Consider the following 26,470-nt stretch of genomic DNA (forward strand, 5'->3'; position numbering starts at 1 on the left):
TGGCTTATCAAGCACCCTGTTGAGTTCTCAAAGAACAACCACACACCATCCGGCATCCCACTCACGCAGAACCCATCCGGGGCATTTCGTCCGTCTCACACCCGCCGCTCTCGCGCCGGGCACTTTTACTACGTTACCCGGCGGTTTTCGCTGTGTCAAACCGTTGTTTCGCGGTTTGTCATGCTTCCAACCCTTTTCCGGGCACCACGAAGATAATGGCTTGCGCCGCTTCCCTCGTGGCTTTCGGCAGGCCGGCCGCTCGCGGTGTCCCGCTCGCTCGCCCGGTGCCCTGCCGGTCGACAACCTTACCCGGTCGGTCTCGCCTCACCAAATCCGCCTCGCGGCGAGTTCGGGGCACCGCCCGTACCGGCTCTGACAGGTGACAACCCGTCCGACCCGGAGGTCATTCCCGCGCTCCGGCCTTCAGGTCTTTCGCCTGTTTCGTCCGTTCCGCGCTGACAGAGAGAAAGTTACGCGCCCGGCGGAGTGATCGTCAAATCCGCCGGGCGCGTCCCGCGTCACACTGTCGTCGTACGGCTATCTCGCAGCTCAACGCCCGCGAAGGAGCGCTTGCCGCGGCGCAGGACCAGGTACCGGCCGTGCAGCAGGTCCTCCGGCGTCAGCTGCGCGTCGACCTCGGACACCCGGGTGTTGTTGACGTAGGCGCCACCCTCCGCGATGACCCGCCGGGCCTCCTTGAGGCTGGGCACCAGACCGGACTCGCGCAGCAGCCCGGCCACGTCGGGCAGCTCGGTGAGGTGGACCAGGCCGGCCTCGGTCAGCGCGGCGCGCAGGGTGGTCGGTGTCAGCTCCTCCAGGGAGCCGCGGCCGAAGAGCGCCTGGCTCGCCGCGACGACCTGCGCCATCTCCCGCTCACCGTGCACCAGCGTGGTCAGTTCCTCGGCGAGCGCGCGCTGGGCCGCACGGGCCGCCGGTCGCTCCGCCGTCTCCTTCTCCAGCGCCTCCAGCTCCTCGCGGGAGCGGAAGCTGAAGCACCGCAGGTAGCGCCCGACGTCGCGGTCGTCGACGTTGACCCAGAACTGGTAGAAGGCGTACGGGCTGGTCATCTCCGGGTCGAGCCAGATGGCGCCGCCCTCGGTCTTGCCGAACTTCGTCCCGTCGGACTTGGTGACCAGCGGCGTGGTGAACGCCTGGACCGGGCCCGCGCCGCGCCGGCGCACGTAGTCGACGCCGGCGGTGATGTTGCCCCACTGGTCCGAGCCGCCGAACTGGAGCTGGCAGCCGTGCCGGCGGTGCAGCTCGAAGAAGTCGTGGGCCTGGAGCAGCTGGTAGCTGAACTCGGTGAAGCTGATGCCGCTCTCCAGCCGGGCCTTCACCACCTCGCGGGCCAGCATCTTGTTGACCGGGAAGTGCTTGCCGACGTCGCGGAGGAACTCGATGACGGACATCTCGCCGGTCCAGTCGAGGTTGTTGACCAGCTGCGCGGCGTTGGCGCCCTCGTACGAGACGAAGGGGGCGAGCTGGTCACGGATCCGGGCGACCCAGCTCTCGACCACCTCCGGCGGGTTCAGGGTCCGCTCGGCGCTCTCCTTCGGGTCACCGATCTGGCCGGTCGCGCCACCGACGAGCAGCAACGGCCGGTGACCGGTGAGCTGGAGGCGGCGGGCCGTGGTGACCTGCATGAGGTGGCCGACGTGCAGGCTGGGCGCCGTCGGGTCGAAACCCACATAGAAGGCCGCCGCCCCGCCGTCGAGCAGCTCGCGCAGCTCGTCGAGGCCGGTGGAGTCCTGGATCAGGCCTCGCCACTGCAGGTCATCGGTCAGGGAGTCCCGCCGGGGCGGCGGGAGGCTGCTGTCGGTCACGGTCACCGATTCTCCCCCATGACCGGCGGCCGACCGTACCGGGTTTACCACTCCGGTCCCCCGCTACGCTGGCGGCGCCGTGATCGAGGAGGGGTTGACCGTGGAGATGCCGAACATGACGGGTGGTTTCGTGGCCCTGCTCGGCCTGGAGTTCGACGAGGTGAGCGGCGACCGCGTCGTCATCCGTTGGCGGGTCCGCCCGGATCTGCACCAGCCCTTCGGCATCCAGCACGGCGGCGTGTACTGCTCGGTGGTAGAGACGGCGGCCAGCGTCGGCGGGTCGCTCTGGCTGGGTGACCGCGGCCAGGTGGTCGGCGTGTCGAACCAGACCGACTTCCTGCGCGCGGTCCGCGAGGGCCAACTGACCGCCGTGGGCACGCCGGTGCACCGGGGCCGCAGCCAGCAGCTGTGGCAGGTCGAGATCACCGACGACACCGACCGCCTGGTGGCGCGCGGGCAGGTCCGGCTCCAGAACCTCTCCGCTTCCTGACGTCGCCGGGCCCGCGCCGCCGCCGTCGGGCACGGTCGGGGGCTGCGGGCCGTACGCGGGGCTGATCGGCGTTCGCCTTATCTGACCCGTTCTGCGCCGATATGGTCGCGTCGATGACGCCGCCCGCCGCGCCGCCCAGGTGAGGAGACTCCTCGCCGGGACGCTCGGCATCCTCTCCGCCGTCGGCGGCTTCGTGGACATCGGTGACCTGGTGGCGGCGAGCCAGGCGGGGGCGCGCTTCGGCATGGCGCATGCCTGGGTGCTGCTGCTGGGCGTGGTCGGGATCTGCGCGTACGCGGAGATGGCCGGACGGATCGCGGCGGTGAGCGGCCGGGCGGTGTTCGACCTGGTCCGGGAGCGCCTCGGGGCGCGGGTGGCGCTCGTCAACCTGATGGCGTCGTACCTGGTCACGGTCCTCACCCTGGCCGCCGAACTGGGTGGGGTGGCGCTGGCCCTGCGGCTGGCCACCGGGGTGCCGTACCTGGTGTGGGTGCCGGCGGCCGGGCTCGCCGTCTGGCTGGTGCTGTGGCGGATGCGGTTCCAGCTGATGGAGCGCGTGTTCGGACTGGCCGGGCTGGCGCTGGTGGTCTTCGCGGTGGCGCTGTTCTGGCTGCCGACGGACTGGGCGGCGTTGGGGCGCGGCGCGCTGCACCCGGGTGCGGCCGGCGAGGGGTGGGGCGCGTACTGGTTCGTGGCGGTGGCGCTCTTCGCCTCGACGGTCAGCCCGTACGAGGTGTTCTTCTTCTCCTCCGGCGGCGTGGAGGAGCGGTGGAGCGCGGCCGACCTGGCCGACGCCCGCTCGGGCGTGCTGATCGGGTTCCCGGTCGGCGGGTTCCTCGCGCTGTCGTTGATCGCCACGGCGACCGTGGTGCTGCACCCGGCCGGGGTGTCGGTCACGTCGCTGGACCAGGTGGCGGCCCCGGTGGTGCTCGCGTTCGGCGCGGCGGGGCTGGCGGTGGTGGCGGTGGGGTTCTTCGCGGTCACCTTCGGCGCCGCGCTGGAGACCGGGCTGTCCGCGGCGTACGCGGCGGCGCAGTACTTCGGGTGGCAGTGGGGCAAGCGGGTCCGGCCCCGGGAGGCGGCCCGCTTCCACACCGTGCTGCTGGTCAGCGTGCTGCTCGGGGTGCTCGTCCTGTTCACCAGGGTCGACCCGGTGACGCTGACCGAGTACATGCTGGTGGTCAGTGCGGTGGCGCTGCCGCTGACGTACCTGCCGATCCTGGTGGTGGCGAACGACCGCACCTACCTGGGCGACCGGGTCAACGGCCGCTGGCTCAACCTGCTCGGCGCGGTGTTCCTGGCGGTGGTCCTCGCCGCGTCGCTGGCCGCGGTGCCGCTGGCGATCGCCGCGGGGTGGGGCCGGTGAGGATCCAGCTCGTGCAGCACCTGCTGGACCGGCAGATGGTGGACTCCACCGGGCGGCCGGTCGGCAAGGTCGACGACGTGGAGTTCGCGGTCGGCGAGGACGGGGCGGCGTACGTGCACACGCTGCTCAGCGGGCCGGGTGTGCTCGGCGCGCGGGTCGGCGGCCGGGTCGGCCGCATGCTGGTGCTGGCCGCGGAGCGCTTCGTCACCGACCGGCCGATGGCCCCGGCGCGGATCCCGTTCCGGCTGGTGGAGCGGGTGGACAGCGCGGTGTGGCTGCGCGTACGGGCCGAGGACCTGCCCGGCTCACCGGTGGAGGAGTGGCTGCGCCGGCACCTGATCGAGCGGATACCGGGGGCGGGCCGTGCGAGCGGGTGAGCTGGTGGGACGGACGGCGTACGACCATCGGGGCCGGCGGCTCGGGCGGGTGGTGGACGTGGTGGTGCGCGGCGCGGTGCCGGACGGGCCGCTGCGGCTGACCGACCTGGTCGTCACCGCGCACTGGTACGGGCGGCTCGCCGGCCGGTTGATCGGGCCGGAGCGGCACCCGAGGGGGCCGTGGGCGATCCGGGCGGTGGCCCGGCTGCTCGGCCGCAGCACGGTGCAGGTGCCGGTGCACCGGGTGCGGTTGGACCCGCCGGTGCCCGGCTTCCCGGGCGGCGGGGCCGGCTGAGCGTCAGCTGCGGGCTTCGTCCAGCACCGGCGCGGCGTCCGGCTCCTCGTCCTCGGCGGTGTTCTCCCGGTGCAGCCGGACCTCGGTGATCGCGTGGTGGTCGATGCGGGTCACCGCCAGCGTCCACCGGTCGACGGTGACGCTCTCCCCCGCTGCCGTGGGTATGTGGCCCAGGCAGGCGAGGACCAGACCGGCGATGGTGGTGTAGTCGCCGCTGGGGCGGCCCGGCAGCTCCACGCCGAGGTCGATCAGGTCGTGTACCGGGAAGGTGCCGGGCAGCACCGTCGTGCCGTCCGGCTCGTGCCGCACCGAGTGCACGTCCCGGTCGGTCTCGTCGTAGATCTCCCCGACGATCTCCTCCAGGATGTCCTCCAGCGTGACGATCCCGTCGACCGCGCCGCGCTCGTCGACCACCAGGGCGATGTGCTGCCGCTCGGCCTTGAACTGGCGCAGCGCCTCCACGACCGGCAGCGAGTCGGGCAGCAGCATCGGCGGGCGGGCGCACTCGTCGACCGGCCGGTCGTCCGGCACGCCGACGAGGTCGCGCAGGTGGATCACGCCGATCGCGTCGTCCAGGCCGCCGTGGCGGACCACCGGCGCCCGGGAGTGCCCGGTGGCCGCGAGGACGAGCCGGGCGGCCTCGGCGGTGGTGCCGCTGTCGAGCGTGAAGACCTGGAGGCGGGGCACGAGGACAGCCTTGAGCTGCCGGTCGGCGATCTCCACCGCGCCGGCGATGATCGTCCGCTGCTCCTTGGTGAAGCCGTGGTTGCCCGCGACGATGTCGCGCAGCTCGTCCGGGCCGATCTCGTCGGGCTCGTGCTTCGGGTTCAGACCGACGAGCCGGACGACCAGGTCGCTGGTGGCCCCGAGGGCCCACACGGCCGGTCGGGTGAGGGTGGCCAGCACGTCCAGCGGCCGGGCCACGAGCAGGGCCCAGCGCTCGGCGGCCTGCATGGCGATCCGCTTGGGGGCCAGCTCGCCGAAGACCAGGGTGACGAACGTCAGTACGAGGGTGACCAGCACGATGGCGACCGTCTCGGCCGCGCCGCCGAACACGTCCAGCAGCGGCACCAGCGGCCGGGCCAGCGACACCGCGGCGGCGGCCGAGGCGAGGAAACCGGCCAGGGTGATGCCGATCTGGATCGTGGCGAGGAACCGGTTCGGGTCCTTCGCGAGCCGGGCCAGCACCCGGCCGGCGCGGCTGGTCCGTTCCAGCCGTTGGATCTGGCTGTCCCGCAGCGACACCAGGGCCATCTCGCTGCCCGCGAAGACCGCGTTGAGGATGACCAGGACTCCGACCAGGGCCAGTTGGCTCCAGTAGCTCTGCAACCCGGTTCTCCCTCACACGGACCGCGCCGCCGGGCGCTCCGGTGGCGCCGCCGGGCGGAGAGCCCGCCGGCGTACGCGCCATTGTGCCCACCGGTCGCGGTGCCGAACCCTCCCGGCGGGGTGACGCCGACGCGTCAGGCGGCGGCCGGCAGGTCCAGGACGTACGCGTCGCCCTCGGGGCGGAACCCGAGCCGGTGGTAGTAGGGGGCGACCATGCCGGGCGGGCTGACCACCCGACGGAAGCCCCGGTCGGTGAACAGCCGGCTGCTCCGGTAGACGAACTCGCCGGGGGTGAAGTCCCGGAACCGCCGGGTCACGTAGTCCAGGTCGACCTGCGCCACCCCGCCCGGCTCGGCGTGCGAGAGCACCACCCCGACCACCTCGTCGGCCTTCATGACCACGAACGCCGAGCGGTCCCCCGCCGGCTCCCACCTGAAGCCGGGGTTGAACCGCGCGATGTCGGCGGCGTGCACCCGCAGGGTGTGGGCCAGGAACTGGTCGTCGACGCCGACCTCCACCACCTGGTACGTCGCCTCGTCGTGGCGGGTGGCGAGCATCTTCCGCAGGTACCAGACGTTGATCACGGCGAGCACCACGTTCAGCCCGACCATCGGCCAGACCTCCACGGCGGCGTTGTAGCCGATGAGAATGAGGCAGCCGATCAGGTTGAGGGCGCGCAGCCGGAGGATGCGCGTCTGCAGCAGCGACCAGACCAGCAGCGCGGAGCCGGCCCAGCCGGTCAGTTCCAGCCAGTTCACCGGAGGGACAGTAGTCCCTGCCCAGGTCAGGCCGCCAATTCGAGGACCCACTCCGCGACGTCGTGACCCCGGCCCGGCGCGAAGCCGTGGTCCTCGCCGCGGACGACGAAACCGCACTTGCGCAGGACCGCCAGCGAGCCGTGGTTGTCCTTGGCCGCGCGGGCGTGCACCGGACGCTGCGGCAGCTCCCGCAGCAGCGCGCCGAGCGCCCGGGTCGCGTACCCCCGGCCCCAGTGCGCCCGGTCGATCCAGTAGCTGACCTCGGTGCGCTCACCCACCGGGAAGGCGAGCACGTAACCCACCACCGTGCCGTCGACGGTGACGGTCCAGGACCTGTTCGCCGGGCCGGTGCGGACCCGGTGCCAGTGCGCCGCGAACTCCGCCGGATCGTCCGGGTCGTCGGCGGTGAACGCCGCCATCCGCACCGCCTCCGGGTCCCGCTGGTACGAGTAGAAGTGCGGCAGGTCCTCGTCGCGCACCTCACGCAGGCGCAGGTCGGCGGTCACGGCACCGAGGATAGGGCCCGCCCCCGACATCCGGGACCTCTGGCCCGCTCCGGGTCCCGTCCGGCCCTGCCGGGGCCGGTCCACGCCTTGCTACCAACAAAGGGGGCGAGGTCGCCCCGGCGGTAGCGGAGGAGGCCGGCACCATGACGACGTACGTCTACGACTTCATCGAGGGCGATCGGAGCAGGGCGGACCTGCTCGGCGGCAAGGGCGCGAACCTGGCCGAGATGACCCGGCTGGGCCTGCCCGTGCCCCCCGGCTTCACGATCAGCACCGACGCCTGCCGGGCGTACCTCGCCGACGGTCGGCCACCGGTGGGGCTCTTCGACGAGGTCAACGACCACCTGCGGGAGATCGAGGTACGCCTCGACCGGCGCCTCGGCGACCCGCACGACCCGCTGCTGCTGGCGGTGCGCTCCGGCGGGCGGTTCTCGATGCCCGGGATGATGGAGACGATCCTGGACATCGGCCTGAACGACGCCACGGTCGCCGGACTGGCCGCGCACAGCGGCGACGAGCGCTTCGCGTGGGACTCCTACCGGCGGCTGATCCAGATGTTCGGCCGGACCGTGTACGGCGTCGGAGCCGAGGAGTTCGAGCGGGAGCTGGAGACCGTACGCGCGGCGGCGGGCCCCGACGGCCCGGACGCGGCGGCGCTGCGGGCGCTGGTCGAGACGTACAAGAAGGTGTTCGCCGCGCAGGTCGGGCACGACTTCCCGCAGGCCCCGCACGAGCAGCTCTACCTCGCGATCCGGGCGGTCTTCGAGTCCTGGAACGCGGAGCGGGCGGTCCTCTACCGCCGCCGTGAGCACATCCCCGGCGACCTGGGCACCGCGGTCAACGTGATGGCGATGGTGTTCGGCAACCTCGGGCCGGACTCCGGCACCGGGGTGGCGTTCACCCGCGACCCGGCCACCGGCGCGACCGGCGTGTACGGCGACTACCTCGCCGACGCGCAGGGCGAGGACGTGGTCGCCGGCATCCGCAACACCGTGCCGCTGGCCGAGCTGGAGCGGATCGACCCGGCCAGCTTCCGGGAGCTGACCCGGATCATGGGTGTGCTGGAGCGGCACTACCGGGACCTGTGCGACGTCGAGTTCACCGTCGAACGCGGCCGGCTGTGGATGCTCCAGACCCGGGTCGGCAAGCGCACCCCGGCGGCGGCGTTCACGATCGCCGCGCAGCTCGTCGACGAGGGGCTGATCACCCTCGACGAGGCGCTGCACCGGGTCGACGGGGCGCAGCTCGCCCAACTGATGTTCCCCGCCTTCGACCTGGCGGCCGCACCGCCGCCGCTGGCCACCGGGGTGGGCGCCTCGCCGGGCGCCGCCGTGGGGCGGATCGTCTTCGACTCGGCCGCCGCGGTGGCCGCCGACGGGCCGGTGATCCTGGTCCGCCGGGAAACCAACCCCGACGACCTGCCCGGCATGATCGCCGCGGAGGGTGTCCTCACCTCCCGGGGCGGCAAGACCTCCCACGCCGCCGTGGTGGCGCGCGGCATGGGGCGCACCTGCGTGTGCGGGGCCGAGGCGCTGCGCATCGACCCGGAGCGGGGCGAGGTCACCGTCGGCGACCGGGTGCTCCGGGCCGGCGACGTGGTCTCCATCGACGGCACGACCGGGCGGATCTACCCGGGCGCGGTGCCGGTGGCGCCGTCCCCGGTGGCCCGGTACCTCGCCGGCGAGCTGACCCCGGAGACCGACCGGCTGGTCGCCGCCGTGGACCGGCTGCTCACCCACGCCGACGCCGTACGCCGGCTGGGCGTCCGCGCCAACGCCGACACCCCGGCCGACGCCCGCCGGGCCCGGGAGTTCGGCGCCGCCGGGATCGGGCTGTGCCGCACCGAGCACATGTTCCTCGGCGAGCGCCGGGAGCTGGTGGAGCGGCTGATCCTCGCCGACGACCCGGCCGAGCTGACCGCCGCCCTGGACGCGCTGCTGCCGCTGCAGCGGGAGGACTTCGTGGAGATCCTCGCGGCGATGGACGGCCTGCCGGTGACGATCCGGCTGATCGACCCGCCGCTGCACGAGTTCCTGCCCCCGCTGCACGAGCTGACCGCGCGGGTGGCCCGCGCCGAGGCGCTCGGCGAGGACCCCGGACGGGACGCGGCCCTGCTGGCGGCCGTGCGCCGGTTGCACGAGGCCAACCCGATGCTCGGCCTGCGCGGCGTACGGCTCGGCCTCGTCGTGCCCGGCCTGTTCGCGATGCAGGTGCGGGCCGTCGCCGAGGCCGCCGCGCGGCGGGTCCGTGACGGCGGCGACCCGCGACCGGAGATCATGGTGCCCCTGGTCGGGGACGTCCGCGAGCTGCACGCGGTGCGCGTCGAGGCCGAGGCGGTGCTGGCCCGGGTGCCGGGCGTCCCGCCGATCCCGGTCGGCACGATGATCGAGACCCCGCGCGCGGCGCTGACCGCCGGCGAGATCGCCCGCGAGGCGCACTTCTTCTCCTTCGGCACCAACGACCTGACCCAGACCACCTGGGCGTTCTCCCGCGACGACGTGGAGGGCTCGTTCTTCGCCACCTACCTGGAGCGCGGCATCTTCGGCGTCTCCCCGTTCGAGACCATCGACGCCACCGGCGTCGGCCGGCTGGTCCGGCTGGCCGTGACCGAGGGACGCGCCACCCGGCCCGACCTGACCGTCGGCGTCTGCGGGGAGCACGGCGGGGACCCGGAGTCGGTGGCCTTCTTCGCCGACGCCGGCCTCGACTACGTCTCCTGCTCGCCGTACCGGGTGCCGGTCGCCCGGCTGGCCGCCGGGCGGGCCGCCGCCCGGCCCACCGGTGTCGTCTCCGACTCCCGTTAGGAGGTACCCGCCATGACCGCCATCCTCAATCCCACCGGTCCGGCGCCGTTCGCCCCGCCGGTCCGCCCGGTAGCCGCCCCGGCGGAGCGCCCGGCACCCGGCGTACCCCTGGTCGGTCCGGTCCTGGAACTGCCGGGTGAGCCGACGGCGGCGCTGGTGCCGGTCACCCACGCCGGCCGCCCGGTCGGGGCGTTCGTCCTGGCCGGCGGTCGGGTCCGGTACCGGCCGGTGTTCGACCCGGACCAGTTGCTCGCCGCCGCGGCCGGCGTGCTCGGGCTCGGCCTGCTCGCGGCCGGCGCGGCGGCGCTCGGCCGCCGCCGTCCACCGGCCATCGGCTCGGTCCAGATGGGCCCCGGCGGCTGGGTCAGCCTCAAGGGCCTGCCGCTGCCCGCCCCCCGCGCGCCCCGCCCGTGGTGGGCCCGCGCGCTGGGCGCCCGCCGCCTGGTCGTGCAGCGCTGAGCACCGCGACGGCAGTTTCACGGAAAGAGTGGCTGTTCCCGGCGGAATGGCCACTCTTTCCGTGAAAGTGCGCGACGGGGGCGCGGGGTTGGCGCGGGTGGGGCCGTGGCGGGGAGCGACAATGACGGCATGGCGATCGGGGTACGGCGCACGCGGGCCAATCCGGCCCGCACGGGCGGTGGGGCGGGGGCGGCCGGCTCGGCGGCCCTGGGCGCGCTGGCCGTGGGGGCGCTGGCCGGCGGTGCGGTCGCCCTGGGGGTGCTGGCGATCGGCCGGCTGGCCATCCGCCACGCGGTGATCCGGGAACTGCGCATCGGTCGTCTCGAGGTCGACGAGCTGGTGGTCCGCTCCCGCCCCGGATGACGGACAGCCGCCCGCAGGAGGCGACCCGCGTGCCGCCGCCGGTCACCCGGCCGTCCGCACCGGACGGTCAGCCGGCGGACGGCACCGTCGTCGGATAGCCGTACAGGTCGAGCAGGCGGCCCCGGGCGGCGTGCAGCCGGTCCACCACGACACTCATGAACCGGGTGGTGAGCTGCCGACCGAGCGCGTCGTCGGACTCCATCAGGCGGCGAACCCCGGCGGCGGTGAACTCCACCGCCGTGCTGCGCTGCGCCGCGACGGCACCGAACTGCCACCGGTACGGCGGGAAGAGCCAGGACCAGCCGAGCACCCCGCCCGGACCGATCATCTCGATCTCCACGTCGCCCCGGCCCGGCACCGCGAAGTCCAGCGCCACCTGCCCCTGCCGTACCAGCCAGAACCGCTCCGCCGGCTGGTCGGCACGGAACAGCCGGTGCCCGGGGTGCCACACCACCGGTCGGGCGTACCCGGCCAGGCGGGGCAGCCACGGTTCGGGCACCCCGTCCAGGAACGGGTGCGCGCGCAACACGTCGAGGGTGGTCATGGCGGCTCCTCCCGGTGGGCACGTCCCGCTCCATCCGACCGCCTCCGGCGGTTTTCCGGCAGGGCCGTTGGTCCCGCAACGTGCGGGCGCTCCGCCCCTGCCCGCCGGCGCCCGACCGGGCGAGGCTGGACTGGGACGGTGTGCCGGGGTGGCACGCCGCGGACGGGACGGAGGATCACCGGTGGGACGACCGGGTCAACTGGCGGCGGCGTACCGGACGACGGCCGGGACCACCACCGGAGCACCGGGGGCGCCGACCGGCCTGACCTCGGCGGAGGCCGCCGCCCGCCTGGGGTCGGACGGACCGAACGCGACGGTCGCGCCGCCCCGCCGGCACCTCGGCTCCCGGGTCCTGCGGCAGCTCACCGACCCGCTCGTCGCCCTGCTGCTGGCCGCCGCCGTGGTGACCACGGCGCTGCGGGACTACCCGGACACGGCCGTGATCCTGCTGGTCGTGCTCGTCAACACCGCCATCGGCGTCGTGCAGGAGGTCCGCGCCGACCGGGCGATCGCCGCGCTGGACCGGCTCGCCGCGCCCACCGCCCGCGTGGTGCGGGACGGGCACGACGTCGTCCTGCCCGCCGCCGAACTGGTCCGGGGCGACCTGGTCCGGATCGAGGCCGGCGACGTGGTGCCCGCGGACCTGCTGCTCACCGACACCGCCCGGCTGGCCGTCGACGAGTCGGCGCTGACCGGTGAGTCGGTGCCGGTGCGGCGGTCCACCGGCGAGGAGGCCGACGCCGGAACCGTGGTGACCACCGGGCGGGCCACCGGGACGGTCGTCCGGACCGGCGCGGCGAGCGCGCTGGGCCGGATCACCGCCCTGGTGACGGCGACCCGCCCCGCCGCCACCCCGCTGCAACGCCGCCTGACCGGCCTCGGCCGGATGCTCGGCCTGGCCGCCGTGGTGCTCTCCGGCCTGGTGTTCCTGATCGGGGTGCTGAGCGGGCGAGCGGTGGTGGACATGGCGGTCACCGCCGTCAGCCTGGTGGTGGCGGCCGTACCGGAGTCCCTGCCGGCGGTGGTCACGCTCGCCCTGGCGCTCGGGGCCCGCCGGATGGCCCGGGCCCGGGCCATCCCGCGCCGGCTGCACGCGGTGGAGACGCTGGGTTCGGTCACCGTGATCGCCTCGGACAAGACCGGGACGCTCACCGAGGGACGCATGGCGGTGCAGGCCGCGGTCACCGGCGGCGGCTCCCGGTACGCGGTCACCGGTACCGGCTACGCCCCGCACGGCGCCGTGCACCACGGCGGGGAGCGGGTGGACGTACCGGACGACCTGCGCCGGCTGGCCCGCGCGGGCCTGCTCTGCAACGACGCGACACTCGCGCCACCGACCGACGAACGACCCGAGTGGACGGCGGTCGGGGACCCTCTGGAGGCGGCCCTGGTCGCCTTCGCCGCCCGGTGCGGCCTCGACCCCGAGAACGCCCGCGCCGCCTGGCCCCGGATCGCCGAGCACCCGTTCGACGCCGACCTGCGCCGGATGACCACCGTGCACCGCTCCTGCGACCGCCGGTACCTGGTGGTGTGCAAGGGCGCGCCGGAGGCCGTCCTGGTTCCGCCCCTGGTCGACGCGACCGCCGGGGAGGTCGCGGAGCTGACCGCCGCCGCGCACCGGCTCGCCGCCGAGGGGCTGCGCGTCCTCGCCGTCGCCTCCGCCGTCCTGGACGCCCCACCGGCCGATCCCGCCCAGCCCGCCGGCCTGCGCCCGGTCGGCCTGGTCGCCGTCGGCGACCCGCTGCGCGCGGGCGCCACCGACATCGCCGACAGCTTCGACGCCGCCGGGGTCCGGCTGGTGCTGATCACCGGCGACCACCCCGCCACGGCCGCCGCGATCGGCGGCCGCCTCGGCCTGTGGTCGCCGGGCGACCCGGTCGTACGCGGCGACGACGGTGACCCGGCACGCGCGCACCCGGACACGCGGGTCTTCGCCCGGACGCAACCGGACCAGAAGCTCGACATCATCGCCGGGCTCCAGGCCCGGGGGCACGTGGTGGCGATGACCGGGGACGGGGTGAACGACGCGCCCGCACTGCGCCGCGCCGACATCGGTGTGGCGATGGGCGGCGGCACCGAGGTCGCCCGGCAGGCCGCCGACCTGGTGCTGGTCGACGACGACCTGTCCACGGTGGCCGCCGCCATCGGCGAGGGCCGCCGGATCTACGACAACATCCGTCGGTTCCTGCGGTACGCCCTGGCCGGTGGGACCGCCGAGATCGCCGTGATGCTCCTCGGGCCGCTGTTCGGCCTGGCCGTACCGCTGCTGCCGGCGCAGATCCTCTGGGTCAACCTGCTCACGCACGGGGTGCCGGGGGTGGCGCTGGGCGCCGAACCGGCCGAGCCGGGCACGTTGCGCCGGGCCCCGCGCTCCCCCTCGGAGTCGGTGCTCGGGGCCGGCCTCGGCCGGGACGTGCTGCTCACCGGCGGGCTCATCGCCGCCGTCGTGCTCGGTGCCGGGGTGGTCGCCATGTCCGCGGACCGGCCCTGGCAGTCGGTGGTCTTCGTGGTGCTCGGCCTGTCCCAGCTGGGCGTGGCGCTCGCGGTTCGCGCGCCGCGTGCCCGGGGCGCCCGGTACCGCAACCTCGCGCTGCCGGTGGCGGTGGCGGTCTCGGCGCTGCTCCAGGTCGCCGGAGTGCTGCTCGCGCCCCTGCGGGAGCTGCTCGGCACCGACCCGCTCACCCCCACGGAGCTGCTCGCCTGCGCCGCCGCCAGCGTCCTGCCGGGCCTGGTGCTGCGCCTGGCCAGCGGGTTCACCAGAGGACGTGTGGCGCGGGCGGCGGTTCGGGACCAACGGCCCACCGACCGGGTCGGCCGGCCCTGACCGGCGGGCGCTCGACGGAGCAGGCTGTGGGTGGACGAAGGAGGTTCTCATGACCATCGACACCGGTGCCCCCGTCGTGGTGGGCGTGGACGGTTCCGCCGCCGCACTGGACGCGGTCCGGGTGGCGGCCCGCGAGGCGGCGTACCGGCAGCGTCCGCTGCGGGTCGTGCACGCGTTCATCTGGCCGCTCACCGGCGCGCCGCTGACTCCGGTGCCCGGCGCGCCGGCCGACGCCGGCCTGCGCAACCAGGCCGAGCGGTACGTCGCCGAGGCCGTCGCCGAGGCGACCAAGGTCTCCCCCGAGGTGGCGGTCACCGGCGCGGTCGTCGACGGCGCCGCGACCCCGGTGCTGGTCACGGAGTCCCGGGAAGCCGCGCTGGTGGTGCTCGGCAGCCGTGGCCTGGGCGGCTTCGCCGGCCTGCTGATCGGCTCGGTCACCCTGCGGGTCTCCGCCCGCGCGGCGTGCCCGGTGCTGGTGGTACGCGGCGAGGCGCGTGCCGACGGGCCGGTGGTGGTCGGCGTCGACGGCTCCGAACTGTCCACCGAGGCCGTCGCGTTCGCCTTCGAGGAGGCGGCCCGGCGGGGTGCGCCGCTGGTCGCGGTGCACGCCTGGCTCTACCCGACGCCGGTGGGTCCCGGCGACATCCTGCCCCTGGTCTACGACCTGAACGATTTCGGCGAGCAGGAGGAGCGGGCGCTGGCCGAGTCGGTCACCGGCTTCGCCGAGCGCTACCCGGACGTGCCCGTGCGGCACCGGCTGGTGCGCGGCACCCCCGCCCGGGTGCTGGTCGAGGAGTCGGAGAAGGCACAGCTGGTGGTCGTCGGCGCGTCCGGTGTGGGCGCGCTGGGCGGGCTGCTGCTCGGCTCGGTCAGCCACGCGGTGCTGCACCACGCGCACTGCCCGCTGGCCATCGTGCGCCACCACCGGCGGACCGAACGGTCCTGACCCGGCCAGGTCCACCGTCGCGCCGGCCGAGGCCGGCGCGACGGCGTGTCCGTCCGGTGTTCCGGGCGGTGGTGTGTCGGGTAAAAGCCGGTGGGTCGGCGTGGCCGCACAGACAATGACCTGATCGACCCGGAGGGATCTCTGATGAATCGACCCGTCGTGGTGGGACTGGACGGATCACCGTCGAGCCTGGTGGCGGCCGAGCACGCCGCGCGGGCCGCCGTGCAGCGCTCGGCGCCCCTGCACCTGGTGCACGGCTACCTGCACCCGCTCGGCTACGGCGTGCCCCTCAACCCGTACGACGTGGGGATTCCGGCTCCCTCGGAGTCGGCACAGGAGATGCTGACCCGGACCGCGACGGAGCTGGCCGGGAGCTGGCCCGGCCTGGAGGTGGAGGTACGGCAGGTGGCCGGCGGGCCGGGCGCGACGCTCGTGGAGGAGTCCCGTCGGGCGGACCTCGTCGTGGTCGGCAGCCGGGGCCTGGGCGGGTTCGCGGGCCTGCTGCTCGGCTCGGTCGGTACGCAGGTCAGCGCGCACGCGCACTGCCCGGTGCTGGTGGTGCGCCCCACGGAGGAGCCGGTTCCGGTCGACGGTCCGGTGCTGGTCGGGGTGGACGGCTCGGAGTCCGCGGACCTGGCCGTCGGGTACGCCGCCGACGAGGCCACCCGACGTGCCGCCACCCTGGTTCTGGCGCACGTACGGGACCCGGACGCGAGCGCGCCGGAGGGCGGGCCGAAAGCGGGGGCGGGCGGGGACGCCCTGCTGGACGCTGCCGCCGCAGCGCTGCGGGCCGCCCGTCCCGACCTCGTCGTCGAGGAGCGGGTGCTGCGGTCGGCCCGGCCGGAGCAGGCGCTGGTCGAGGCGAGCGGGGACGCCGCACTGGTCGTGGTGGGTTCCCGGGGCCGCGGTGGGTTCACGGGGTTGCTGCTGGGCTCGGTCAGCCAGGCGCTCGTCCAGCACGCCCGGTGCCCGGTGCTGGTCGCCCGCCCGCACGGCCACGAAGCCTGACGCCGCGCCCGCGCCGCGGGGTGCACGCCAGGGCGATGGGCGCCAGGGCGATGCCACTCGAACAGGGAAATAGTGGCCTCCCGGGACGGGGAGGCCACTGTTTCCGTGAACGAGGGCGGTCGTGACGGGGTCGGGCGTCAGTGGTCGCGACCCTGGCCCAGGAGGTCCGCGAAGTCGGCGGTGAGGGCGAACGGGTCGGCCGGCCCGCTCGACGGCGGTCGCCGGTCCACCTGGTCGGCCAGCTCCGCGCCGCCCCGCAGGATGCGCCGGCGCAGCGCGTCGTCGGCCGCGCCACCGGACCAGTCCTCCGGCGCGGCGAAGACCGCGGTGGGTACGACCACCGCCCGCAGGTACGCGAACAGGGGCCGGACCGCGTGCTCCAGTGCCAGCGAGTGCCGGGCCGTGCCGCCGGTGGCGCCGATCAGCACCGGCCGGTCGACCAGTGCCCCGGCGTCGACCACGTCGAAGAAGGACTTGAAGAGCCCGTTGTACGAGGCGGTGAAGATCGGGGTGACGGCGATCAGACCGTCCGCCCCGGTCACCGTGTCGAGGGCCTGCCGCAGCGCGGGCGACGGAAAGCCGGTGAGCAGGTTGTTGACGATGTCGTGGGCGTGTTCCCGCAGGTCGACCGACCGGACCTCGACGGTGGCGCCCCGCCGGGCCAACTCGTCGCGGGAGGCCGCGGCGAGCTGGTCGGCGAGCAGGCGCGTGGAGGACGGCTGGGACAGCCCGGCCGAGACCACGGCGAGGGTACGGCGGCTCATCGACCCGCCTCGCTCCCCGCGCCGGCGAGGTCACCGGTGACGGCGTCGTCGCCGGACCGGGCGGCGACCTCGGCGGCGGCGACCAGGGAGGCGTGGGTCGGTGCGGCCGGCACGTGGGCCGGGCGCAGCGACTCGAACTCCTTGCGCAGCACCGGGACGACCTCCTCACCCAGGATGTCGAGCTGCTCCAGCACCGTCTTCAGCGGCAGGCCGGCGTGGTCGACGAGGAACAGTTGGCGCTGGTAGTCACCGACGTAGTCGCGGAAGCCCAGAGTGCGGTCGATGACCTGCTGCGGGCTGCCCACGGTCAGCGGGGTCTGGGAGGTGAACTCCTCCAGCGACGGCCCGTGGCCGTAGACGGGGGCGTTGTCGAAGTACGGGCGGAACTCCCGCACCGCGTCCTGCGAGTTGCGCCGCATGAACACCTGTCCGCCGAGCCCGACGATGGCCTGGTCCGGGGTGCCGTGGCCGTAGTGGGCGAAGCGCTGCCGGTAGAGACCCACCATCCGCTGGGTGTGCTCCTTCGGCCAGAAGATGTGGTTGGCGAAGAAGCCGTCGCCGTAGTACGCGGCCTGCTCGGCGATCTCCGGACTGCGGATCGAGCCGTGCCAGACGAACGGCGGCACCCCGTCGAGCGGGCGCGGCGTCGAGGTGAAGGACTGCAACGGCGTACGGAAGCGGCCGGACCAGTCGACCACGTCCTCGCGCCACAGCCGGCGCAGCAGGTCGTAGTTCTCGATCGTCAGCGGGATGCCGTTGCGGATGTCCTGCCCGAACCAGGGGTACACCGGCCCGGTGTTGCCCCGGCCCATCATCAGGTCCACCCGGCCGTCGGCCAGGTGCTGGAGCATCGCGTAGTCCTCGGCGATCTTCACCGGGTCGTTGGTGGTGATCAGCGTGGTGGAGGTGGAGAGCAACAGCCGGGACGTCCGCGCGGCGATGTAGCCCAGCATGGTGGTGGGCGACGAGGGCACGAACGGCGGGTTGTGGTGCTCGCCGGTGGCGAAGACGTCGAGGCCGACCTCCTCGGCCTTGAGCGCGATGGCGACCATCGCCTTGATCCGCTCACGCTCGGTCGGCTCCCGCCCGGTGGTCGGGTCGACCGTGACGTCGCCGACGGTGAAGACTCCGAACTGCATGACCGACTCCTCTGTCGTCCGACCGGGACCGGTGCGGCTCCCGGACCCCTGCGACAACATATTTGACGAGTCAACTATTCCGGTCCGCGGGGCCCCGGTGGAGTCGCGCCGGGGCCCCGACGGACGCCTCACCCCAGCTGGACGTTCCGCCAGGCGGTCGACTCCAGCGGCGGGTCACCCAACTCGAACTCGGCCCAGTTGTTCCAGTACGCCACCGCGTCCACATCGCCCTGCTGCCGCAGCCACGTGACGTGCTCCTGGAGGGCCCGCGCCCGGCCCGCGCCGGTGGTGTCGGCCGTGATCCGGCTCATCCCGTACTCCGGCACCAGCAGCCGGATCCCCGGGTACGCGGCGCGTACCTTCCCGAACGCCGCGCCGAACATCCGGGACACCGGCCAGTACGCGGCGGTGTCCCGGGAGTAGCAGTCGACCCCGTAGTGGGTCATGCCCGGGTAGCCCCAGTCGGTCGCGTTGCCGCGCCCCTCGTCGAGCCAGTACCGGGTGACGATCGGACCGTGGCCGAGCACCCAGCGGCGGTTGCGGTGCGCGGCGACGATCTGCGCCAGTCGCGTCGCGGCGGCCCGGTACGCCACCGGCGTGACGTCACCCATCGGTTCGTGGTACCAGGTCAGGTAGATCGGCCGGCCCAGCCCGTCCAGCCACCCGGCCAACTGCTCGACGTCGTCCTTCCAGGACACGTGCATGACCGCCGACGGGGCGTCGACGAACTTGCCGGCGTTCAGCGGGGGCAGTTCCGGCAGGTTGTCGGCGTCGCCGCCGTCCGTGCCGAAGTCGCGCATGTAGCGCAGGCCGGGGTATTCGGCCACCACACGTTGGGTGCGCGCCCCCTTCTCGGCGCTCATCCCGACCAGCAGCGGCACGGTCAGCGTGGCCGTGGCGGTGCCGGTCCGGCCGGCGGTGTCGCGGGCCGTGGCGGTCAGCGTGACCGTGCCCCGGCCGGCCAGCACCGTCACCGTGAAGCGGGTCGGATCGGTGGCGTTCGGGGTGACGGTCACGCCGGGTGCGGTGCTGGTGAGCTGGACGGTGAGCGGCACGCTCAGGTCCACCCGGACCGGGGTGTCCCAGGTGACGCCGGTGGGGTCGCTCACTCGACCGGAGAGGGTCAGCAACCGCGAGTCGGGATGGTAGGCGTCCACCCGTACGGAGGTGGACTGCCCGGGTAGCAGGACGGTCTGGTCGGGGGTGACGGAACGGACGACGGGTGCGGCCATGGGTGCCTCCGGGGCGTGGTGGTCGGCGCTCCGGCCGCACGTCCTAGGGCAGCCAGGACGGCTCTGAACTGCGCTTTTACCATTCTGCGTCGCGTCGGGGGCAGCGCCACCGGTGGCGGCAGATGGCGCAAAACCTGCTACGTCCCCGCGCTCGGAGGGCACGGCCGGCCGGCCGCACGGACGGGCCGACCGGGGTCAGCCGCCGGCGACCGACGGGAGCACCTGGACCTCGGCGTCGGCCGGGACCGGGGTGTCCAGGCCACCGAGGTGCCGGCAGTCCTCCCCGTCGACGTAGACGTTGACGTACCGGCGCAGCTCGCCCCGTTCGTCCCGGATCCGCCGGCCGAGCCGGGGCCACTCGCCGGCCACCTCGTCGAGGACGGCACGCAGCGTGCCGGCCGCGGTGACCGTCAGCCGGCTCGCTCCCCCGGCCTCGCCGCGCAGCGGACCGGGCAGCAGCACGGTGACCATGTCAGACCGTCGCGGCGCGGACGGAGAGGACGTCCGGCAGGTGGGCGGCCACCAGCGACCAGGAGTCGCCCTCGTCGCGGCTGGCGTAGACCTCCCCGGAGCGGGTGCCGAAGTAGACGCCGCCGGGCTCGCCGTCGTCGGCGCACATCGCGTCCCGCAGGACGGCCGGGTAGAACGGCCCCTCCGGCAGGCCGGCGTCGACCGGCTCCCAACTGCCGCCCGCGTCGGCGGAGCGCCAGACGCGGCAGCGCTGGCCGGCCGGGAAGCGCTCGCTGTCGGCGGCCAGCGGGAAGGTGAAGACCGTGCCGGGCCGGCCCGGCAGCGACACGATCGGGAACCCGAAGTCGCTCGGCAGCCCCTCGGCGATCGAGGACCACGTGTGCCCGTCGTCGTCGGAGCGGTAGACGCCGTGGTGGTTCTGCGCGTAGAGCCGGTCGGGGTCGCCCGCGTCCCGGGCCACCTTGTGCACGCACTGCCCGAACTCGGGCCACTCGTCGGGCAGGAAGTAGGCCCGGATGCCGGTGTTGCCCGGCGCCCAGCTCGCGCCCGCGTCCGTCGAGTGGTAGACCCCACCGGTGGACATGGCCACCGCGACCCGGTCGGGGTGGCGGGGGTGCGGCAGCACCGTGTGCACCGCCTGGCCGCCGAAGCCCGCGCCCCACTGCTCGCGGTGCGGGTGGTCCCAGAGCGCGCGGACCAGCTCGTAGGTCACGCCGCCGTCGTCGGAGCGGAACAGCGCCGACGGCTGGGTGCCGGCCCACACGACGTCCGGCTGGTCCGGCCCGGCCGGGGTGAGCTGCCAGACCCGGCCGAGCGTCGCGCCGGTGTCGGCGGGGAAGGCGACCGGGGCGTGGTCGGGCTCGTGCCACGAGGCGCCGAGGTCGTCGGAGGTGGCGACGCTCGGCCCGAAGTGCGAGCTGTCGGTGCCGGCCAGCAGTCGCGGCGTGGCACGGCGGGTGTCCACGGCCACCGCGTACACCCCGGTCATCGGGAAGTGCGGCCCGGACACCTCCCAACCGCGTCGTCCGTCCGTGCTGGTGGCCAGGAAGAGCCCCTTGGCCGTCCCGATCGCGAGCAGTGTGGCCATCGACCGTCTCCGTCCCCTCGGCGAGTGCTGCCGTGATTATGGCCACACCCCCCGACAACGTCACCGACCCCGCGCCGCGCGGGGTCGGGGCGGCCGTGGCAGACATACGATGTCGGTTCCGGCCCGGACTCGCTTGGAGGACGACAATGGTCCGCACGTTCACTGCGGCGGTGCATCAGGAGGAAGACTGCTACGTGGCCCGCTGTCTGGAGCTTGAGGTCGCCAGCCAGGGGGGCACGGTCGACGAGGCCCTGGCGAACCTGCGGGAGGCCGTGGAGGCCTACCTGGAAGAGGTGGCCCAGCCCGCCATCGAGGCGACTCCTCTCGTCACGTCCTTCCAGGTGGGCCGGGCGGCGTGAGTCCGGCACTTGCTGACCTTCCGCTGCGGAAGGTGCTGGCAGCGCTGACCAAGGCCGGCTTCGTGCACGTCCGGACCAAGGGAAGCCATGCGGTCTACCGGAACTCGGCCGGACTGGTCGTGGTGGTTCCGCAGCACAGCACCATCAAGCGCGGAACGTTGGCCTCCATTCTTCGACAGGCCGACCTGACACCGGCCGAGTTCCTTCGACTGCTCACCTGAGTGCTCGTGACCATCCGGGAGCGCCTACCGGACGACCTAGACGGGTGTGTGACGCTGCTCCGCGCCGTACACGAGGCGGACCGGTACCCGTTGAACTGGCCCGACGACCCGCGCCGCTGGCTGACGCCTGACGGGATACGCGCGGCGTGGGTGGCCGAGGGTCCGCATGCTCGGATCGTGGGCCACGTCCTGGTGGTCGGCGGCGTGGCGGGTGCCGAGGTCGCCGTTAGCCGACTCTTCGTGGTATCCGAGTTCCGCCGCCAGGCGATCGGTCGACGGCTCATCGACCGCGCCCGGGAATGGGCACGATCGCACCGACTGCCCATCGTCCTGGAGGTTGTCGAGCGCATCGACGGCGCCGCGCCTGCGCTCTACGAGGCGGCAGGCTGGCAGCTAGTGCGGTGACCACAAAGGTTCACCGGGTTGGTGGGCGTCGGAAAGTGTCGTACGGGTGGTGTTGGGTTCGGTTCGTGCCTCGTCGTCGGGATCCTGCCGCGCCCCGGGTCGTGCATCGCACGGCCCGGGTGGCGGTGCGAGTGACGGCGGGGCAGCGTCAGCGGTGTTTCGGGCTGCTGCGCTCGGCGGGTGACGTGTGGGCGTGTGTGCTGGAGGTCAACGCGTGGCGTCGCCGCCGCCACGACGCGCCCCGGGTGGGCTATCAGGAGTTGTGCCGGGAGTTGTCGGGGTCGGGGCCGGGGACGTTCGGTGAGCTGGACTCGGTGGGTGCCCGGTCGGTGTTGCGCCGGTTCTCGGATGCCTGGTTCGCGGCGGCGAAACGCCGCACGACGGGTGACGTGTCGGCGCGGTTCCCGCGCCGGCGGCGGGGGTTGGTGCCGGTGCGCTGGTATCACGGCACGTTCACCCTCGACGGGCGTCGGGTGCGGATACCCACTGCCAAAGGCGGGCTGCCGTTGTGGGTGCGTCTGGCGCGGGAGGTGCCGTATCCGGTCGAGCAGGTCCGGTCGATCACGCTGCTGTGTGAGGGTGGCCGGCTGTTCCTGGACGTGACCGCGGAAGTCCCGATCGCGGCCTACCCGGCGGGTGACGGGCCGGATCCTGCCCGGGTGGCCGGGGTGGACCTCGGTGTGATTCACCCGTATGCGGTGGCCGGCCCGGACGGCGAGGGCCTGTTGGTGTCGGGGCGGGCGATCCGCGCCGAGCACCGCATGCACCTGGCCGACAGCAAAGGCCGCCACCGCGCCGTGGCCCGCCGGGCACCCAAGCCGGGGGAAAAGGGTTCGCGGCGCTGGCGGCAGTACCGCCGCCGCGCGCGCCAGGTCGAGGGTCGGCACCGGCGGCGGATCCGCCAAGCCCAGCACGAAGCCGCCCGCACGGTCGTGTCCTGGGCGGTGCGGCAGCGGATCGGTGTGCTGCACGTCGGTGACCCACGTGGGGTGTTGAACCTCGACGCGGGGCGGCGGCACAACCTGCGGCTGCGGCAGTGGCAGATCGGCCGGCTCCTGCAGGTCCTCACCGACAAGGCCACCCTGGCCGGCATCACCGTCCGCCTCGTCGACGAGCGCGGCACCTCCTCCACCTGCCCGGCCTGCCGACGGCGGGTGCCGAAACCCCGCGGGCGGACCCTGTCCTGCCCACACTGCGCTTTTTTCGGGCACCGCGACCTGGTCGCGGCCGCCAGCATCGCCACCCGCACCCCGGGCGGCGGACCCACCACCCCCACAGCCATGCCAGTGCTGCCCAGGGTGGTCACGCACCGTCGAGCCGGCCGGCACCTCCCCGGTGCCGGACAGTCCCGACGTGACCCCCGCCGCCCACCACAAGCGGCGCGAGGATCAGTTGGCCCGCGGAGGCCCGCCCCACCACCCGGCGGGGAGTCGCTCGCCCACCCGGCGAGGATCCACAACAACCACCGGACACCCGGTGAACGTTGGTGGACACCGCACTAGAGGGCACGGGCACCGCCACCTGGACCGGCCCGTCGGGTGAGCCGGTGGTCCTGCGCCGCTACCGCGGCCCCGACTGAACCCGACTCCGTGGAACGTGGCGTCGGTAGGCGCTGACCGTCGGGTGGCCGTCGATCCAGAACCTCCACGGCACGTCGTGCGCGCCGGTCACGCCGACCCGGGGCCCGGCGGCCACCGCGTCGTCCGGCACCGGCCCGAGCGCCGGTCGCAGCCGCACCGGCCCGTCGCCGAGCAGGTCCACGCCGTAGGCGGCCCGGTCGATGGCGAGGGCCGCGCAGAGCCGGGCGGGTCCGCGCGCGAGATCGACGTCCCGGCGTACGGCGGGTCGCCGTTCCCGGGCCACGTCGAGGCCGTCGACCACCTCGCCGGCGCGCAGCAGCACCGCCGACGCCTCGCCGTCCGGGCCGGTCACCACGTTCACGCACCAGTGCATCCCGTACGTGAAGTACACGTACGCGTGTCCGGACGGGCCGAACATCACCGCGTTGCGCGGGGTACGGCCGCGGTGGGCGTGTGAGGCGGGGTCGCCCGCGGTGCCCGCGTACGCCTCGACCTCGGTGATCCGCACGGTCACTCCCCCGGCGGAGAGCCGGCAGCCGAGCAGGCCGCGGGCCGCCGGCACGACCGGGCCGGCGAGCAGATCGGCCAGGGTCGCGAGGTCGGCGGGTCGCCGGTCGGAGTACGTCACCACGGTCACCGACCCTATCCGGCCGTGACGCGGGTCGCCCGGCACTACTGATAAGGCGAGGCTTACCTTAGAGTGGGTGCCCGTGACACCCCTGTCCTCCCTGCTCCCGGCCCTCGGGGCGGTGCCGTTCGTCCGCGAACTGGCCGCCCACGGGGATCGTCCCGCCGTCATCACCCGGGACGGGGAGACCACGTACGCCGAACTCGCCGACCGGGTCGCGCGGACCGCCGCCCGGCTGGGTACGGGGCGCCGGCTGGTCCTGGTGGTCGGCGCGAACACGCTCGACTCGCTGGTGGCGTACCTGGCGGCGCTGCACGCCGGCCACCCCGTCCTGCTGGTGCCGGGCGGGCACGACGCGGCGGTGGCCTCGCTGGTGGCGGCGTACGACCCGGACGTGGTCGTCGGCCCGGCCGACGGCGGCTGGCGGATCGTGCAGCGGCGGGCCGCCTCCGCCCACGACCTGCACCCGGACCTGGCGCTGCTGCTCAGCACGTCCGGCTCGACCGGCTCGCCGAAGCTGGTGCGGCTGTCGCACGCCAACCTCCAGGCCAACGCCGAGTCGATCGCCGGGTACCTGGGCATCCGGGACACCGACCGGGCGGCCACCACGCTGCCGCTGCACTACTGCTACGGCCTGTCGGTGGTCAACAGCCACCTCGCCCGGGGCGCGGCGCTGGTGCTGACCGACCTGTCGGTGGCCGACGGCTGCTTCTGGGAGCTGTTCCGGGCCACCCGGGCCACCACGTTCGCGGGCGTGCCGTACACCTTCGACCTGCTGGACCGGGTCGGCTTCGCCGGGATGGACCTGCCGCACCTGCGCTACGTCACCCAGGCCGGCGGCCGGCTCGCGCCGGAGCGGGTGGTGCGCTACGCCGAGCTGGGGCGGCGGGCCGGCTGGGACCTCTTCGTCATGTACGGCCAGACCGAGGCGACCGCGCGGATGGCGTACCTCCCTCCGGACCTGGCGCTCGACCGCCCGGCGGCGATCGGCGTGCCGGTGCCCGGCGGCGCCTTCCGGCTCGCGCCGGTCGCGGACCACGCGGACCCGGCGGTCGGTGAGCTGGTCTACGCCGGCCCGAACGTCATGCTGGGCTACGCCGAGTCCCCCGCCGACCTGGCGCTGGGCCGGACGATCGACGAGCTGCACACCGGCGACCTGGCCCGGCGCGGCGCGGACGGCCTGTGGGAGATCGTCGGCCGGCGCAGCCGGTTCGCCAAGATCCTCGGCCTGCGGATCGACCCGCAGCAGGTTGAGGCGCTGCTGGCCGCGCACGACGTCGCGGCGACCTGCGTGGGCGGCGACGACGAGCTCGTCGTCGCGGTGGCCGGTCCCGGCGACCCGCGCCGGATCCGCCGGCTCGTCGCCGACGAGGTGGGGCTGCCGCCGCGCGCGGTCCGCGTTCTGGCGCTGGCCGAGGTGCCCCGGCTGGCCAGCGGCAAACCGGACCTGGTCGCGCTGCGCGCGCTCGCGGACGCCGCCGACACTCCGGCCCCGACACCGGCGGCGTCGTCGTCCGGCGACCTCTGCCGGCTGTACGCGGAGGTGCTCGACCGCACCGACGTCACGCCCGACCTGAGCTTCGTCGACCTCGGCGGCGACTCCCTGTCGTACGTCGAGATGTCGGTGCGCCTGGAGCGGGAGCTGGGCCACCTGCCGGCGAACTGGCACACCCTGCCGATCGCGGCGCTGCGCGCCCCCGCCCGCAAGCCGGGCCGGCGGCGGTCGCTGGAGACCAGCGTCGCGCTGCGCGCCACGGCGATCCTGCTGATCGTCGGCTCGCACATCCCGCTGTTCACGATCACCGGCGGCGCGCACCTGCTGCTCGCGGTCGCCGGCTTCAACTTCGCGCGGTTCCAGCTGACCGGGGCGGACCGCCGGGACCGGCTGCGGCAGATCCGGTCCAGCGTGCTGCGGATCGTCCTGCCGACCGCGGCGTGGATCGGCGCGGTGATGCTGGTGAGCGACCAGTACCGGTGGAGCACCCTCCTGCTGCTGCACGGCGCGCTCCGGCCGGACGACGTACCGGACGGGTGGCACTTCTGGTTCATCGAGGCGGTGGTCTACCTGCTGATCGCGACGGCCGCCCTGCTCGGCCTGCGCCGGGTGGACCGGTGGGAGCGACGGCGACCCTTCGCCCTGCCCCTCGCCCTGACCGGGGTCGCGCTTCTCGGCCGGTACGACGTCTTCGGCCTGGACGCCCGCCACGACCTGCCGTCGGCGCTGGTCGCGGGTTGGCTGTTCACCCTCGGTTGGGCCGCCGCGCGGGCCGACGGCGTACGGCAGCGGCTGCTGGTCACCGTGGCCGCGGCGGCGACCGTGCCGGGCTTCTTCGGCCAGCCGGCGCGCGAGGCGCTGATCGTGGCCGGGTTCGCCCTGCTGGTGTGGCTGCCCACGGTGCCCAGCCTCGGTGTGGTGAACAAGGTGGCCGGGGTGCTCGCCGCCAGCTCGCTCTACATCTACCTGACCCACTGGCAGGTGTACCCGCACCTGCGGGACCTGCCGCTGGTGGCGCTGGCCGCCTCGGTGGCGCTGGGCATCGCGTACGCGGCCCTGGTCAACCGGGCCTGGCGCTGGGCGAGCCTGCTCACCACCGGCCACGAGCGCCGGTCCGCCCGCACCACCGCCGACTGACGGCCGGCGCGCTCCCCCGGCCGATCACGCCGTGGGACGGCAGACTGACGGCAGGACCGA

The 26,470-nt window shown here is 74.2% G+C and carries 26 protein-coding genes; 15 read left to right on the forward strand and 11 right to left on the reverse strand.

All coding sequences use genetic code 11. From position 1 onward, the window contains the following. Positions 1–518: 518 nt before the first annotated feature. Positions 519–1,823 carry a tyrosine--tRNA ligase gene (tyrS, locus tag ACIBR0_RS19465; protein ID WP_396717725.1) on the reverse strand — a complete coding sequence of 435 codons (1,305 nt, stop codon included), beginning with the start codon at positions 1,821–1,823 and terminating at the stop codon, positions 519–521. 106 nt (positions 1,824–1,929) lie between these two features. Between tyrS and ACIBR0_RS19470 the strand changes: the two genes are divergently transcribed. The 4 genes from ACIBR0_RS19470 to ACIBR0_RS19485 all read left to right on the forward strand — a co-directional run bounded on the left by ACIBR0_RS19470 (position 1,930) and on the right by ACIBR0_RS19485 (position 4,351). After that, on the forward strand, positions 1,930–2,313 hold the full coding sequence (locus tag ACIBR0_RS19470; RefSeq protein WP_396717728.1) for a PaaI family thioesterase: 384 nt from the start codon (positions 1,930–1,932) through the stop codon (positions 2,311–2,313). Between the two features lie 139 nt (positions 2,314–2,452). Beyond that, entirely contained in the window at positions 2,453–3,679 is a 1,227-nt protein-coding gene (locus tag ACIBR0_RS19475; protein WP_396717417.1) for an NRAMP family divalent metal transporter, read from the forward strand. After that, positions 3,676–4,056, forward strand: coding sequence for a hypothetical protein (locus tag ACIBR0_RS19480; RefSeq protein WP_396717419.1), 381 nt, complete (start codon positions 3,676–3,678; stop codon positions 4,054–4,056). Before ACIBR0_RS19475 ends, ACIBR0_RS19480 begins: the two co-directional genes overlap by 4 nt. 4 nt (positions 4,057–4,060) lie before the next feature. Beyond that, positions 4,061–4,351 (forward strand): PRC-barrel domain containing protein, encoded by a 291-nt coding sequence (locus tag ACIBR0_RS19485; protein WP_396717421.1) that lies wholly within the window; start codon positions 4,061–4,063, stop codon positions 4,349–4,351. Positions 4,352–4,354: 3 nt separating this feature from the next. Here the strand turns inward: ACIBR0_RS19485 and ACIBR0_RS19490 are convergent, their stop codons facing one another. The 3 genes from ACIBR0_RS19490 to ACIBR0_RS19500 all read right to left on the reverse strand — a co-directional run bounded on the left by ACIBR0_RS19490 (position 4,355) and on the right by ACIBR0_RS19500 (position 6,944). After that, positions 4,355–5,680 (reverse strand): hemolysin family protein, encoded by a 1,326-nt coding sequence (locus ACIBR0_RS19490; protein ID WP_357035258.1) that lies wholly within the window; start codon positions 5,678–5,680, stop codon positions 4,355–4,357. Between the two features lie 134 nt (positions 5,681–5,814). Beyond that, complete coding sequence (locus ACIBR0_RS19495) at positions 5,815–6,438, reverse strand: hypothetical protein (protein WP_357035255.1); 624 nt, start codon at positions 6,436–6,438, stop codon at positions 5,815–5,817. A 26-nt stretch (positions 6,439–6,464) separates the two neighbouring features. Continuing rightward, positions 6,465–6,944: a GNAT family N-acetyltransferase gene (locus ACIBR0_RS19500; RefSeq protein ID WP_396717425.1), complete on the reverse strand. Its 480-nt coding sequence runs from the start codon at positions 6,942–6,944 to the stop codon at positions 6,465–6,467. A 143-nt stretch (positions 6,945–7,087) separates the two neighbouring features. Between ACIBR0_RS19500 and ppdK the strand changes: the two genes are divergently transcribed. From ppdK to ACIBR0_RS19515, 3 genes are all read left to right on the forward strand, one after another. Further along, on the forward strand, positions 7,088–9,748 hold the full coding sequence (gene ppdK, locus ACIBR0_RS19505; protein WP_396717427.1) for a pyruvate, phosphate dikinase: 2,661 nt from the start codon (positions 7,088–7,090) through the stop codon (positions 9,746–9,748). A gap of 12 nt (positions 9,749–9,760) precedes the next feature. Beyond that, complete coding sequence (locus ACIBR0_RS19510) at positions 9,761–10,207, forward strand: hypothetical protein (protein ID WP_396717430.1); 447 nt, start codon at positions 9,761–9,763, stop codon at positions 10,205–10,207. Between the two features lie 129 nt (positions 10,208–10,336). Then, positions 10,337–10,570, forward strand: coding sequence for a hypothetical protein (locus tag ACIBR0_RS19515; protein WP_396717432.1), 234 nt, complete (start codon positions 10,337–10,339; stop codon positions 10,568–10,570). Between the two features lie 67 nt (positions 10,571–10,637). Here the strand turns inward: ACIBR0_RS19515 and ACIBR0_RS19520 are convergent, their stop codons facing one another. Beyond that, complete coding sequence (locus ACIBR0_RS19520) at positions 10,638–11,114, reverse strand: cyclic nucleotide-binding domain-containing protein (protein ID WP_396717434.1); 477 nt, start codon at positions 11,112–11,114, stop codon at positions 10,638–10,640. 181 nt (positions 11,115–11,295) lie between these two features. Between ACIBR0_RS19520 and ACIBR0_RS19525 the strand changes: the two genes are divergently transcribed. The 3 genes from ACIBR0_RS19525 (at position 11,296) to ACIBR0_RS19535 (ending at position 15,892) form a co-directional block, all read left to right on the forward strand. Then, positions 11,296–13,938, forward strand: a complete 2,643-nt coding sequence (locus ACIBR0_RS19525; RefSeq protein WP_396717437.1) for a cation-translocating P-type ATPase — start codon at positions 11,296–11,298, stop codon at positions 13,936–13,938. 49 nt (positions 13,939–13,987) lie between these two features. Continuing rightward, entirely contained in the window at positions 13,988–14,884 is an 897-nt protein-coding gene (locus tag ACIBR0_RS19530) for a universal stress protein (RefSeq protein ID WP_396717439.1), read from the forward strand. A gap of 144 nt (positions 14,885–15,028) precedes the next feature. After that, positions 15,029–15,892 (forward strand): universal stress protein, encoded by an 864-nt coding sequence (locus ACIBR0_RS19535; protein WP_396717442.1) that lies wholly within the window; start codon positions 15,029–15,031, stop codon positions 15,890–15,892. A gap of 137 nt (positions 15,893–16,029) precedes the next feature. Here the strand turns inward: ACIBR0_RS19535 and ACIBR0_RS19540 are convergent, their stop codons facing one another. The 5 genes from ACIBR0_RS19540 to ACIBR0_RS19560 form a co-directional block, all read right to left on the reverse strand. After that, entirely contained in the window at positions 16,030–16,656 is a 627-nt protein-coding gene (locus ACIBR0_RS19540; RefSeq protein WP_396717445.1) for an FMN reductase, read from the reverse strand. Continuing rightward, positions 16,653–17,795 (reverse strand): LLM class flavin-dependent oxidoreductase, encoded by a 1,143-nt coding sequence (locus ACIBR0_RS19545; protein ID WP_357038844.1) that lies wholly within the window; start codon positions 17,793–17,795, stop codon positions 16,653–16,655. The genes ACIBR0_RS19540 and ACIBR0_RS19545 overlap by 4 nt, the downstream gene beginning before the upstream one ends. Positions 17,796–17,923: 128 nt before the next feature. Further along, complete coding sequence (locus tag ACIBR0_RS19550) at positions 17,924–19,027, reverse strand: hypothetical protein (protein ID WP_396717448.1); 1,104 nt, start codon at positions 19,025–19,027, stop codon at positions 17,924–17,926. Between the two features lie 195 nt (positions 19,028–19,222). Further along, positions 19,223–19,498, reverse strand: coding sequence for a MoaD/ThiS family protein (locus ACIBR0_RS19555; RefSeq protein WP_357038838.1), 276 nt, complete (start codon positions 19,496–19,498; stop codon positions 19,223–19,225). Position 19,499: 1 nt separating this feature from the next. After that, a complete protein-coding gene (locus ACIBR0_RS19560; RefSeq protein WP_396717451.1) occupies positions 19,500–20,585 on the reverse strand; it encodes a WD40/YVTN/BNR-like repeat-containing protein in 1,086 nt (361 codons plus the stop codon). 170 nt (positions 20,586–20,755) lie between these two features. Between ACIBR0_RS19560 and ACIBR0_RS19565 the strand changes: the two genes are divergently transcribed. From ACIBR0_RS19565 to ACIBR0_RS19580, 4 genes are all read left to right on the forward strand, one after another. After that, positions 20,756–20,944 (forward strand): type II toxin-antitoxin system HicB family antitoxin, encoded by a 189-nt coding sequence (locus ACIBR0_RS19565; protein ID WP_396717453.1) that lies wholly within the window; start codon positions 20,756–20,758, stop codon positions 20,942–20,944. Next, the gene (locus tag ACIBR0_RS19570; protein WP_396717456.1) at positions 20,941–21,165 is read left to right on the forward strand and encodes a type II toxin-antitoxin system HicA family toxin; all 225 of its coding nucleotides are present in this window, start codon (positions 20,941–20,943) and stop codon (positions 21,163–21,165) included. The genes ACIBR0_RS19565 and ACIBR0_RS19570 overlap by 4 nt, the downstream gene beginning before the upstream one ends. Before the next feature lie 6 nt (positions 21,166–21,171). Further along, complete coding sequence (locus tag ACIBR0_RS19575) at positions 21,172–21,570, forward strand: GNAT family N-acetyltransferase (protein WP_396717459.1); 399 nt, start codon at positions 21,172–21,174, stop codon at positions 21,568–21,570. A 119-nt stretch (positions 21,571–21,689) separates the two neighbouring features. Beyond that, on the forward strand, positions 21,690–23,072 hold the full coding sequence (locus ACIBR0_RS19580) for an RNA-guided endonuclease InsQ/TnpB family protein (RefSeq protein WP_396717462.1): 1,383 nt from the start codon (positions 21,690–21,692) through the stop codon (positions 23,070–23,072). A 58-nt stretch (positions 23,073–23,130) separates the two neighbouring features. On the opposite strand, the gene ACIBR0_RS19585 is transcribed toward ACIBR0_RS19580, so the two are convergent. Continuing rightward, positions 23,131–23,778: a DNA-3-methyladenine glycosylase gene (locus ACIBR0_RS19585; RefSeq protein WP_396717730.1), complete on the reverse strand. Its 648-nt coding sequence runs from the start codon at positions 23,776–23,778 to the stop codon at positions 23,131–23,133. 76 nt (positions 23,779–23,854) lie between these two features. Between ACIBR0_RS19585 and ACIBR0_RS19590 the strand changes: the two genes are divergently transcribed. After that, positions 23,855–26,410 carry an AMP-binding protein gene (locus ACIBR0_RS19590; RefSeq protein WP_396717464.1) on the forward strand — a complete coding sequence of 852 codons (2,556 nt, stop codon included), beginning with the start codon at positions 23,855–23,857 and terminating at the stop codon, positions 26,408–26,410. The last annotated feature ends 60 nt before the right edge of the window (positions 26,411–26,470 follow it).

It is taken from the genome of Micromonospora sp. NPDC049497 (assembly GCF_044465805.1).
Lineage (GTDB): Bacteria > Actinomycetota > Actinomycetes > Mycobacteriales > Micromonosporaceae > Micromonospora.

Excerpts from the sequence above, each read along its gene's own strand:
- ACIBR0_RS19540 (WP_396717445.1), bottom strand. The coding sequence starts at position 16,656 with ATGAGCCGCCGTACCCTCGCCGTGGTCTCGGCCGGGCTGTCCCAGCCG.
- ACIBR0_RS19555 (WP_357038838.1), bottom strand. The coding sequence starts at position 19,498 with ATGGTCACCGTGCTGCTGCCCGGTCCGCTGCGCGGCGAGGCCGGGGGA.
- ppdK (WP_396717427.1), top strand. The coding sequence starts at position 7,088 with ATGACGACGTACGTCTACGACTTCATCGAGGGCGATCGGAGCAGGGCG.
- ACIBR0_RS19470 (WP_396717728.1), top strand. The coding sequence starts at position 1,930 with ATGCCGAACATGACGGGTGGTTTCGTGGCCCTGCTCGGCCTGGAGTTC.
- ACIBR0_RS19510 (WP_396717430.1), top strand. The coding sequence starts at position 9,761 with ATGACCGCCATCCTCAATCCCACCGGTCCGGCGCCGTTCGCCCCGCCG.
- ACIBR0_RS19520 (WP_396717434.1), bottom strand. The coding sequence starts at position 11,114 with ATGACCACCCTCGACGTGTTGCGCGCGCACCCGTTCCTGGACGGGGTG.
- ACIBR0_RS19545 (WP_357038844.1), bottom strand. The coding sequence starts at position 17,795 with ATGCAGTTCGGAGTCTTCACCGTCGGCGACGTCACGGTCGACCCGACC.
- ACIBR0_RS19560 (WP_396717451.1), bottom strand. The coding sequence starts at position 20,585 with ATGGCCACACTGCTCGCGATCGGGACGGCCAAGGGGCTCTTCCTGGCC.
- ACIBR0_RS19550 (WP_396717448.1), bottom strand. The coding sequence starts at position 19,027 with ATGGCCGCACCCGTCGTCCGTTCCGTCACCCCCGACCAGACCGTCCTG.
- ACIBR0_RS19530 (WP_396717439.1), top strand. The coding sequence starts at position 13,988 with ATGACCATCGACACCGGTGCCCCCGTCGTGGTGGGCGTGGACGGTTCC.
- ACIBR0_RS19515 (WP_396717432.1), top strand. The coding sequence starts at position 10,337 with ATGGCGATCGGGGTACGGCGCACGCGGGCCAATCCGGCCCGCACGGGC.
- ACIBR0_RS19535 (WP_396717442.1), top strand. The coding sequence starts at position 15,029 with ATGAATCGACCCGTCGTGGTGGGACTGGACGGATCACCGTCGAGCCTG.